This is a genomic window from uncultured Polaribacter sp., assembly GCF_947501385.1.
Taxonomy (GTDB): Bacteria; Bacteroidota; Bacteroidia; order Flavobacteriales; family Flavobacteriaceae; genus Polaribacter.
In genome coordinates, this window is the sequence record NZ_CANMVP010000019.1 from 91,871 (window position 1) to 102,911 (window position 11,041).

Sequence of the window (11,041 nt, forward strand, 5' to 3'; positions counted from 1 at the left end):
ACATAAATAGTACTTTTGGTACACTTCTTGAAAATAGATTTTCTAGAAATGAATTCAATACCTTAAAAATGAAAAAATTACTTGCTTTTATTTTCCTAATATCTTCTTTTGCACAAGCACAATTTACTATAAATGGAACATTAACCCATAGTTTAGATACAGATTGGGTTATTTTATATAGTATTGAAGGATCTAGACAATTATTTGTTCAGAATACAAACATTAAAAAAGACTCGGTTGTAATAGATGGGAAGAGTCAGGCAATAGGAACATTTCAATTTACGCTACCTCTGGATACCAAAATTGGTTCTTACAGAATTAAATACAGAACAACTGATCCTGGTTTTGTAGATTTCATTTTTAATAAAGAAAATGTAAGTTTTACATTTCATCCAGATTATCCAGAACAAACGGTGCTCTTTTCTGAATCTAAAGAGAACATACTCTATAAAAACTACTTGATAGAAATTTCTGCACAACAACAAAAATTAGATTCTCTTCAAGTTGTAGCCTTTAGAGATGAACAACTAGATTTGGAAGCTAACTATAAAAAAATATTAGCGGAAATAAATAGTATTCAAACAACATATTTGGATAGTACTAAAGAAATGTACGTACAGCCTTTTATAAAAGCAACGTTAAGAGCAAATCCTTCAGAGATAAAAACAACACCAAAAGAGTATTTATCTAATATGAGAACTACTTTTTTTGACAATATGGATTTTGCAAATACTACGCTTTTAAACTCTTCTTTTTTAGTAGATCGAATTACAGACTACGTATTTTACATTAATTATTCAGAGGACCAAGAGACACAACAGAAACTTTATAAAGAGTCTATAGAAACTGTTTTTTCAAAAATTAAAGATGTAAATTTTAAAAAAGATGTTATTGAATTTTTAATTGGTCAGTTTGAAGAAAACAAGAACGTAGAAATGATAGATCATTTATTTGATGACTATTATAACAAATTGCCAAAATCTTTACAAAGTGAAAAGTTTAAAAGCGAAAAATTAACACTTCTAGCTACAGAAATTGGCAGAACAGCTCCTAATTTTTCATGGAAAGAGAATGGTGAAACGCTACAACTGGCAACTCTAAAAGATGCTAAAAATTATGTATTGGTTTTTTGGAGTACAGATTGCTCGCATTGTTTAAAAGAAATCCCTGAATTGTATCAATTTTTACAAGAAAAAAACAATATTAAAGTGGTGGCTTTTTCTTTGGAAAGAAATGATTTTGGCTGGAAAAATATGAAAAAAACCTTACCAAATTGGCGTCATATTTTAGGTCTAAATAAATGGGAAAATAAGATTGCAAGAACCTATAATATTAATGCTACACCAACGTATTTTGTGTTAAATGCAGATAAGGAAATTATTGCAAAACCAGATGAATTAAAAGAGCTAAAAGCTTTTTTAGAAAAACTTTAAAAATGCAAAAAAGCATCTTCTAAATGCTCAATTTTTGTAGTTTTATTTTGATGGATAATGGCAATAATATCAAACCTTACTTCTACGTCTAAATCTTTTTCAATTACATAATAATCAATTGCAGAAAGTAACAGTTTTATCTTTTTAGGATTTACAAAATCCTGTGGATCTCCAAAATAATCGGTGCTTCTTGTTTTTACTTCAATAATGGCTAATGTATTTTCTTTTTGAGCAATAATATCTACTTCCGCTTTTAGGTAACGATAGTTTTTTTCCAGAATTTTATAATCGTTTTTTAGTAGAAAATCGATGGCTAATTTTTCTCCTTTTTTACCAAGTTCGTTATGCTCTGCCATTTTTTTAGTTTTCAGTATTCAGTTGGCAGTTTTCAGTCAGTTTTATGGTTTTAAAAAACTATGAATTGAAAATTGCAGCGTCTTAATTTACAAATTATTATTTACTTTTCAAGAAGTTGAAATATTTAAGGAGATAGATTTTGCAATGAATTCACAAATTACATTGAATTCGTAACAATTTATTTTCAAAATAGAAAACGCTAAAATGAAAAACTCGCCCCAAGGGTTCGAGATATCAAGTAGGGATTTCTTTTTTATTTGACGCAGATCGTTGGGGGATAAAACACATAGATCCCGCTAAAAAAAGCGGGATTAGTTCAGCTAGCAATTTTTATTCCGAAGCTTCGGAATAGAAATTGAGTTTCACTAATTTAATCAGTGAATCTAACTGAATACTGCTCACTGCCAACTGCCAACTGAACTTTCCTTCCAAATATCAACGCTCTATTATCATTCTCATGACCTGCAGGAAAATTAAATAAAACAGGAATTTTTTCTGGTACAGCTTCTAAAATTAATTGTTCAATAGAACTTCCCCATTTTGTGGTATTGTTTTTAATATTAGAAATATCGCCAACAATTACTGCTTTTACATTTTTAAAATAGCCTGCTCTTTTTAAGCTTTGCAACATTCTGTCTATTGAATATTTGTATTCACCTATTTCTTCAATAAAGAGAATTTTTTTATTGGTATTTATTTGACTTACAGAACCTAACATCGATGTTAAAATGGCTAGGTTACCACCAACCAATTGCCCTTCAACAATATCAGTAGATAAATTTCTATTATAATTAGAAGCTCGAATTGTATACTTCAATTCTTTACCAAAAAGTGCTTTTTTAAAACTAGCAATTGTTTCAGCAATTTCTTCAGCTTCACTCCCTAAACTTGTGGTCATCATTCCATGAATACTTTCAACGCCTAAATTATGAACATGGTTGTGAAATGCAGTAATATCAGAATACCCAATAATCCATTTTGGGTTGATTTTAAAATTTGTAAAATCGAGTTTATCTAAAATTCTTACGGAACCGTAACCACCTCTTGCCGCCCAAATTGCTTTGATGTTTTTATTGTCTAATGCTTTTTGAAAATCTTCGCAACGTTCAGCATCAGAACCAGCAAAATGATTTTCGTCATTAAACATATTTTCTCCTAAAACAACTTCTACACCCCAGCTTTCTAATAATTTTTTAGCTGTATCTACAACTTCTTGTTTGTTTTTTAAAATTCCAGCAGGCGCCACAATAGCCACGGAGTCTCCTTTTTTTAGATATGCAGGTTGCATTAATTCCATAACTTTTTCTTGTGCAGTTATTGATGAAAATATCATCAAAAACAAACTGATAAATGTAATTTTATTTTTCATACTAATATTTTTTATGCCAACCTAGGCCAAAATTCAACCCAATACCAATATATGATTTTTTTGAAACATTTCCATACAGTTTAAACCCAATAGACCTTCCAAAAGCAGTAGGTTTTCCAACAGGAATTAAGCCATACAAAATTCTAAATCTTTCCTTTTTAGATTTAAACCAACTGATTCCTATTTCTAAAGGAAAGCCAGTATAACTATATGTTAGATCTGCCTGTTGACCTTCTGTTATACTATAAGAAATCCCTCCAGAAAAATGGTAAGAAAACCCATCTTCAATATATCTTTTACCAAACAGAATAGAAAATTCTTCCGTCTCAGAATTTATATCAGCAGTGGGTATAAAATATAAAAATCCGAATTCTTCAATATCTAATATGGCATTATATTTAAAAGTTAATAAATTATTATTACTTTGATAATTTAAATCGAAACTCGCATTTAATCCTGTAAGGTTTCCATTTACAAAACCTAAATTCATTCCTGCAAAAAAGACTGGATTACTTTTAATTCTTAAAGTATCAACATCTTCTTGAGCAATTGTTGATACAAAAATCATCAGAAAAATTAATAAAAAAAGTGATTTAACTTTCAAAATAAGTCTTGGTTCTTGGTTCTAATCATCTAAAAATCTTATTCCTGTAAATGTATCAATTTTCAATCGGTTTTAAAACTCGGTTTTTTGTACTTTTGTCAAGCAAAAATCAATCCACAAATAAAATTAAGGAAAATTCGATGAATACTCCAAAAAGATATACCATTACAGCAGCTTTACCTTACACAAATGGCCCTATTCATATCGGCCATTTGGCAGGTGTTTATGTGCCCGCAGATATTTATGCACGTTACCTGCGTTTAACAGGTAAAGATGTTGCGTACATCTGTGGTTCTGATGAACATGGTGTTGCCATACCCATGAGCGCAAAAAAAGAAGGGGTTTCTCCACAAGATATTATCGATAAATATCACGGAATCATCAAACAGTCTTTTGCTGATTTTGGGATTTCTTTCGACAATTATTCAAGAACATCTTCTAAAATTCATCATGAAACAGCATCCGAATTTTTTACAAAAATGTATAATGATGGCGAATTTATTGAAGAAGTTTCTGCGCAATTGTATGATGCAGAAGCAGATCAGTTTTTAGCCGACAGATTTGTAGTGGGAACTTGTCCAAAATGTGGATTTGAAGAAAGTTATGGAGATCAATGTGAAAACTGTGGCACTTCTCATAACGGAACAGATTTAATCAACCCAAAATCTGCAATTACAGGAAATGTTCCTACAGTTAAAGAAACCAAACACTGGTTTTTACCTTTGGATAAACATGAAGATTTTTTACGTGAATGGATTTTAGAGGGACATAAGAAAGACTGGAAACCGAATGTTTACGGACAAGTAAAATCTTGGTTAGATGACGGTTTAAGACCAAGAGCGGTAACCAGAGATTTAGATTGGGGGATTCCTGTGCCTCTAAAAGGTGCAGAAGGAAAAGTCTTATATGTTTGGTTTGATGCGCCAATTGGCTACATTTCTTCCACCAAAGAATGGGCAGCAAGAGAAGGAAAAAACTGGGAAGATTACTGGAAAAAAGACGACACAAAACTGGTTCATTTTATAGGAAAAGACAACATTGTTTTTCACTGTATTATTTTTCCGAGTATGTTAAAAGCGCACGGAGACTATATTTTACCAGAAAATGTGCCTGCAAATGAATTTTTAAATTTAGAAGGAAATAAATTATCGACTTCGAAAAATTGGGCAGTTTGGTTGCATGAATATTTGGAAGAATTTCCAAATCAGCAAGATGTTTTACGTTATACACTAACGGCAAATGCGCCGGAAAGTAAAGACAACGATTTTACTTGGAAAGATTTTCAAGCAAAAAACAATAACGAATTGGTGGCCATTTTTGGGAATTTCATCAACAGAGTGGTTGTTTTAACCAACAAATATTACGAGGGAATTGTTCCTACACCAAACAATTTCACCGAAGTTGATGAAGATGTTTTGGCTGCTGTAAAAGAGTTTCCAATAACTATTGGGAAGTCTATTGAAAGATATCGTTTTAGAGAAGCTAGTCAAGAATTAATGAGTTTGGCGAGACTTGGAAACAAATATTTAGCAGATGAAGAACCTTGGAAAGTAATTAAGGTTGATGAAGCGCGGGTAAAAACAATTATGTATGTCGCGTTGCAAATCTCTGCTGCTTTAGCAGTTTTATCTGAACCATTTTTACCTTTTACTTCTAGTAAATTAAAGGGAATGTTAAACTTAGATGAAAAATTATCTTGGAGTGAAGTTTCAGAGAAAAATATTTTAATAGAAGCTAGTCATCAAATAAATAAAGGAGAGTTATTGTTTTCTAAAATAGAAGATAAAACTATTGAAACTCAAATAGAAAAATTAGAAGCTACAAAGATTGCTAATGAGCAAGAAAATAAAGTGGTAGAACCTCAAAAAGAAACCATCGATTTTGAAGATTTTACGAAATTAGACATTCGAATTGGTACCATTTTAGAAGCAGAAAAAGTTGCAAAAACTAAAAAACTACTAAAACTAAAAGTGGATGTGGGTATTGATGTTAGAACTATTGTTTCTGGAATAGCAGAAAGTTTTTCACCAGAAGAAATTATTGGTCAACAAGTTGCTGTTTTGGTAAATTTAGCGCCAAGAAAAATTCGTGGAGTAGAAAGTCAAGGAATGATTTTAATGACAGATACACCTGATGGAAAGCTAGCCTTTATGGAACCAGAAAAAGTAGTTAAAAACGGACAAGAAGTTAGTTAATGCTTAAAATAGCATATCACCCCATATACAAACATGAATTACCAGAAGGGCATCGTTTTCCTATGGAAAAATATGATCTTTTACCACAGCAATTAATCTATGAGGGTACTTGTATAGAAGACAATTTTTTTGAACCAGAGATCCCCAACAATAAACATTTTTTTACGGTTCATGATCCAGAATATTTTTTTGATTTATTAAATATTACGCTTTCTCAAAAAGCCGCCCGAAAAATTGGTTTTCCGTTGTCTGAAGTTCTTGTGGAAAGAGAAATGATTATTGCAGATGGAACTCTAAAAGCTTCTGAATTTGCACTAAAAAACGGAATTGCCATGAATATTGCTGGTGGAACACATCATGCTTTTTCTAACAGAGGTGAAGCTTTCTGTATGTTAAATGACCAAGCTATTGGCGCAAGATATCTTCAAAATAAAGGTTTGGCAAAGAAAATTTTAATCGTAGATTTAGATGTGCATCAAGGAAATGGTACCGCAGAAATCTTCCAAAATGATACTTCCGTTTTTACGTTTTCTATGCATGGAAAAAGCAATTATCCTTTTGTTAAAGAAAAATCTGATTTAGATATTCCGTTAGAAAATGATACTCAAGATGCTGAGTATGTATCAATACTAAAAGAAACACTTCCAAAACTCATCAATCAAGAAAAACCAGATTTTATCTATTATTTATGTGGTGTAGATGTAATTGTATCCGATAAGTTAGGAAAACTGGGTTTAACCTTAGATGGTTGCAAAGAAAGAGACAGGTTTGTGCTGCAATTATGTTTCGATTTAAAAATCCCTGTGATGTGCTCTATGGGAGGCGGTTATTCTTCCGATATTAATATAATAGTAGATGCACATGCCAACACTTTTAGGTTAGCACAAGAAATTTATTTTTAAATGCATTCATAATTTTTGCTTATGAGTTAACTTCTTTGCCTGTTTAGTTGTTATTTCGCACTACAAAAAAGTAAATCTTATGAAAAAATTAATGCTCTTGGTATTTGTTGCGACCTTATTTTCTTGTGGAGCTTCAAAAACTATCAAATCGAAAGAAAAAACAATCAAAGGAAATTGGGTTCTAAATACTATTACGTATAGTAAAACTGGTGACTATAATGTGACCATGTTTGACGATACTACAAAAGAATGTTTAGAAGGTTCAGAATGGAAGTTTGTGCCTAATAACAATTCGGGTGTGTATGCTATAACTGGTGCAAATTGTATCTCAGGAGAAAGAGAATTTATTTTTGTTATTCAAGAAATAGATGAAATTTCTGGTTATTATGATTTTTTATTAAAACCAAAAAACAATGAAAGTAACATTGGGTTTAGAGTAGACTTATCTGAATTAACAGCATCTACAATGAGGTGGCAACAAAATTTAACTGTAAATGGAACGCCTTTTATTATTAATATGGACTTTATAAAACAATAATTATTATGAAAAGAATATTTAAAAATTTATCGATTTTTGCAATTGCAATTACTTTAACCGCAGGATTTTCTAGCTGTGAAGCAACCAAAAATGCAAACAACAAACAAAAAGGAGGCGTAATTGGTGCTGGAGCTGGTGCAATTATTGGTGCTATTATTGGAAATAATGTTGGTAGTGGAGACAACAGCGAATTAGGAGCTGTTATTGGTGGTGTTATTGGTGGTGGTGCTGGAGTTTTAATTGGTAAGAAAATGGACGACCAAGCTAAAAAAATAGAAACTGAAGTTCCTGGTGCGCAAGTTGAAAGAGTAGACAACGGTATTGTAGTTACTTTTGATGAGAATAGTGGAGTGTATTTTGACACAAATCAGTCAAACATCAATTCGAAATCTCAAGAAACTTTAAATAAGTTATCTGGCATTTTTAAAGAGTTTCCAGATACTAAAATTTTAGTTGTTGGACATACCGATAATACAGGTAGAGATAGTTATAACTTAAGTTTGTCTGAAAAAAGAGCGAAGTCTGTAACTAATTATTTAGCCAACAATGGCGTAATGTCTAGCAGGTTTGAAACTTTATGGTTTGGGGAAACGCAACCAAAATATGACAATGCTACTGCAGAAGGTAGAGCAAAAAATAGAAGAGTAAATGTTGCTATTGTACCAAACGATAAAATGGTAGAAGAAGCAAAAAAAGAAGCTGGTCAATAAAGGTTGATATATTTACTTAATAGAATAAGAAAACCGCTTAAAAGCGGTTTTCTTTATTTACCCAAGTAGATTACTTTTTTTCAACTCATTTACAAATGGTTGACGATAGATTCTTTTTCCTAATGCTGCATGAATTCCATTGGCAACTGCGCCACCTGCAGGTGGTAAACCAGGTTCTCCTAAACCTGTAGGCGATAAATTATTTTCTACAAAATGAACTTCTACTTTTGGCGTTTCGTTCATTTTAATCAATCGATACCTATCAAAGTTTTGGTATGCTGGCTTTCCATTTTTAAAAGAAAAATCACTGTACATGGCATGCCCAATTCCATCAATGACACCACCTTCCACCTGATTTCTTGCGCCAGTAGGATTTACCACAACACCACAATCTACAGCTACTGTTACTTTTTTAATCACAGGATTTCCATTTTTTAATTCGATTTCTGCAACCTCCGCAACATGTGTATTATGACTATAATACGCTGCAAAACCTTGATATCTTCCTTCTGATGTATTGCCCCAATTAGATTTTTCTCTTACCAACTTAATAGTATCTTCCATTCTTTGACCAGAATATTCGATTCTTTTATCGTCAGTATTTTTTACATTTTGTAACAAGTCTAAACGCAATTGAATAGGATCTATATTTAATTCAGTAGCTAGTTCATCAAAAAAACTTTGTTCTGCAAACGCCAAGAAGTTTGTATAAGGCGCTCTCCAAGCTCCCGTGGTTATGTTACTTTTATAATTCCCTGCTTCAACTTTGTAATTTGGAATACATCCTGCGGGGAAAAAGTTAGGAATCAAACCATACATATTTCCATTTACAGCTGCTTCTTTTAAATGATACCCTGTAACCTTGCCATCTTTTAAAGCTGCTTTTATTCTATATTTAATGGCTGGTCTATAAATTCCTGCCGTCATATCATCTTCTCTAGAAAACACAACTTTTACAGGTTTTTTTGCCAGATTTGATATTTCTGCTGCTTCTAAAGCAAAATCTCCATACAATCTTCTACCAAAACCACCGCCCATTCTTGTCATTTCTAAATGAACCTCCTCTACTTTTCGTTCCAGTAATTTTGCCACTCTATTTGCTGTCCATTGTGGCGTTTGAATTGGTCCAACTAAGTGAATTTTGTCTGCCGTTACATCTGCATAAAAATTCATAGGCTCCATACAATTGTGTGGTAAAAAAGGTGAATGGTATGTTTTTTCAATTACTTTATCTGCTTTGGCAAACGCATTTTTAATGTTTCCATCTTCTCTTCGTACTTCTAGTTTATTCCCATCTAAAATTTCAGTTAAAATTTTATCATGAGCCTCTGTACTTTCTGCTTTGGAAGCTGTTTTCCAAGTAGCAGAAAGTGCTTTTTTACCTTTCATTGCTGCCCAAGTAGAAGTTGCTAAAACTGCAATTTTATCTCCAAATTTAAGTATTTCAGAAACACCATTGATGCTTTTTGCTTTGGATGCATCAAAAGTATCTAATGTTTGTCCGAATGCAGGTGGTCTTAAGACGGATGCATACAGCATTCCTTCAGATTTATAGTCTAAACCAAACAATGGCTTTCCAGTAATAATTTTATCGATATCTACATTTACAATTTCTTGACCAATGATGGTAAAATCTTTCGCTTCTTTTAATTTTACATTTTCTGGAACTTCTAATAAAGCCGCTTCTTTTACAACATCACCATACCCTAATTTTTCTCCTTTTGAATTGGTTATAATTCCATTGGAAGCTTTTAAAGTGGAAGCATCAACACTCCACTTTTGAGCTGCAGCATTTACTAACATTTGTTTTGCAGTGGCACCTGTTTGTCTTAAAGCATCCCAACCTTTACGAATAGATTGACTTCCGCCAGCAACTTGTCTTGTATAATTTTTTGTATCTAAAACGCCCTGTGCAACCGTTACTTTTTTCCAATCTACATCTAATTCTTCAGCAATAATCATTGGCATTGAAGTTTTTACACCTTGACCAATTTCTGGGTTCGGAGAAAAAATAGTAACATACCCTTGTTCAGAAATTTTAATAAATGCATTGAAATCGTTAAAGTTCAAATTGGCAATATCTACTGGCATTTTTGCTTCTGCTTTGCAGGCAGAAATCAAATTAAAACCAATTAAAAGTCCACCACTTGCCAATACAGATGTTTTTAAAAAATTTCTTCGGCTAAAATTATAGTTATTTTGAGATTTCATTTGTTTACCGTTTTTTAGATTTCCGTTATCCTATTAAGTTGAATATAAATTTTACGGATATGACAATTTTAAGAAGGTCTTCTTCGTAAAAATTCAAGGATTTTTTTTGATTATGACATTTTTTCTGCAGCAACTATTACAGCCTTTTCAATTCTATTATAAGAAGCACATCTACAAATATTACCATGCATAGCTTCTCTTATTTCTTTTTCTGAAGGGCTTTTATTTTCCGCTAAAAAAGCAGCAGCTGTCATTATTTGTCCTGATTGACAATACCCGCATTGCGGTACATCAATTTCTTTCCAAGCTTCTTGTACAGGATGATTTCCGTCTTTAGAAAGACCCTCTATAGTTGTTATTTTTACGTCTTCTAAAATAGCAACTTGCATTTGGCAACTTCTTGCTGCTAAACCATCTATATGTACTGTACAAGCGCCGCATTGTGCAATACCACAACCAAACTTAGTACCTACCAAATCTAATTCATCTCTTAAAACCCATAGTAATGGCGTGTCTGCATCTGTAGAAACAGACCTCATTTTTCCGTTAATATTTAATGTGTAGTTCGGCATAAATAGTTGGTTTTAAATTACTGAGGTAAGTTACAAAATTTTAAACTTCATTATTGATTCAAGAATATAATTTTAATTATTGAGTTATACGTTTAGCTTCTGTTTTATTAATTTTTGATATACTGGCTTTTCTTCAACCATCCTACAAAT

At 32.1% G+C, this 11,041-nt stretch carries 10 protein-coding genes; 5 read left to right on the top strand and 5 right to left on the bottom strand.

All coding sequences use genetic code 11. The features are described 5' to 3' along the window. Positions 1–68: 68 nt before the first annotated feature. Positions 69–1,433 (top strand): TlpA disulfide reductase family protein, encoded by a 1,365-nt coding sequence (locus tag Q0998_RS13220; protein WP_299670476.1) that lies wholly within the window; start codon positions 69–71, stop codon positions 1,431–1,433. On the opposite strand, the gene Q0998_RS13225 is transcribed toward Q0998_RS13220, so the two are convergent. From Q0998_RS13225 to Q0998_RS13235, 3 genes are all read right to left on the bottom strand, one after another. Continuing rightward, positions 1,430–1,789, bottom strand: a complete 360-nt coding sequence (locus Q0998_RS13225; protein WP_299670478.1) for a YraN family protein — start codon at positions 1,787–1,789, stop codon at positions 1,430–1,432. The two genes, Q0998_RS13220 and Q0998_RS13225, sit on opposite strands and share 4 nt — an antisense overlap. A 371-nt stretch (positions 1,790–2,160) precedes the next feature. Continuing rightward, positions 2,161–3,159 (bottom strand): LD-carboxypeptidase, encoded by a 999-nt coding sequence (locus Q0998_RS13230; RefSeq protein WP_299670480.1) that lies wholly within the window; start codon positions 3,157–3,159, stop codon positions 2,161–2,163. A gap of 1 nt (position 3,160) precedes the next feature. After that, the gene (locus Q0998_RS13235) at positions 3,161–3,727 is read right to left on the bottom strand and encodes a hypothetical protein (RefSeq protein ID WP_299670482.1); all 567 of its coding nucleotides are present in this window, start codon (positions 3,725–3,727) and stop codon (positions 3,161–3,163) included. Between the two features lie 86 nt (positions 3,728–3,813). Between Q0998_RS13235 and metG the strand changes: the two genes are divergently transcribed. The 4 genes from metG (at position 3,814) to Q0998_RS13255 (ending at position 8,108) form a co-directional block, all read left to right on the top strand. After that, a complete protein-coding gene (gene metG, locus Q0998_RS13240) occupies positions 3,814–5,958 on the top strand; it encodes a methionine--tRNA ligase (protein WP_299670484.1) in 2,145 nt (714 codons plus the stop codon). After that, positions 5,958–6,860 carry a histone deacetylase gene (locus Q0998_RS13245; RefSeq protein WP_299670486.1) on the top strand — a complete coding sequence of 301 codons (903 nt, stop codon included), beginning with the start codon at positions 5,958–5,960 and terminating at the stop codon, positions 6,858–6,860. The genes metG and Q0998_RS13245 overlap by 1 nt, the downstream gene beginning before the upstream one ends. 79 nt (positions 6,861–6,939) lie before the next feature. Further along, positions 6,940–7,398 (top strand): lipocalin family protein, encoded by a 459-nt coding sequence (locus Q0998_RS13250; protein WP_299670488.1) that lies wholly within the window; start codon positions 6,940–6,942, stop codon positions 7,396–7,398. Between the two features lie 5 nt (positions 7,399–7,403). Further along, positions 7,404–8,108 carry an OmpA family protein gene (locus tag Q0998_RS13255; RefSeq protein ID WP_299670490.1) on the top strand — a complete coding sequence of 235 codons (705 nt, stop codon included), beginning with the start codon at positions 7,404–7,406 and terminating at the stop codon, positions 8,106–8,108. A 57-nt stretch (positions 8,109–8,165) separates the two neighbouring features. Here Q0998_RS13255 and Q0998_RS13260 read toward each other — a convergent pair whose 3' ends face one another. Both Q0998_RS13260 and Q0998_RS13265 read right to left on the bottom strand, forming a co-directional pair. Further along, positions 8,166–10,319 (bottom strand): molybdopterin cofactor-binding domain-containing protein, encoded by a 2,154-nt coding sequence (locus Q0998_RS13260; RefSeq protein WP_299670491.1) that lies wholly within the window; start codon positions 10,317–10,319, stop codon positions 8,166–8,168. Between the two features lie 110 nt (positions 10,320–10,429). Then, a complete protein-coding gene (locus Q0998_RS13265) occupies positions 10,430–10,891 on the bottom strand; it encodes a (2Fe-2S)-binding protein (RefSeq protein ID WP_299670493.1) in 462 nt (153 codons plus the stop codon). Positions 10,892–11,041 lie beyond the last annotated feature (150 nt).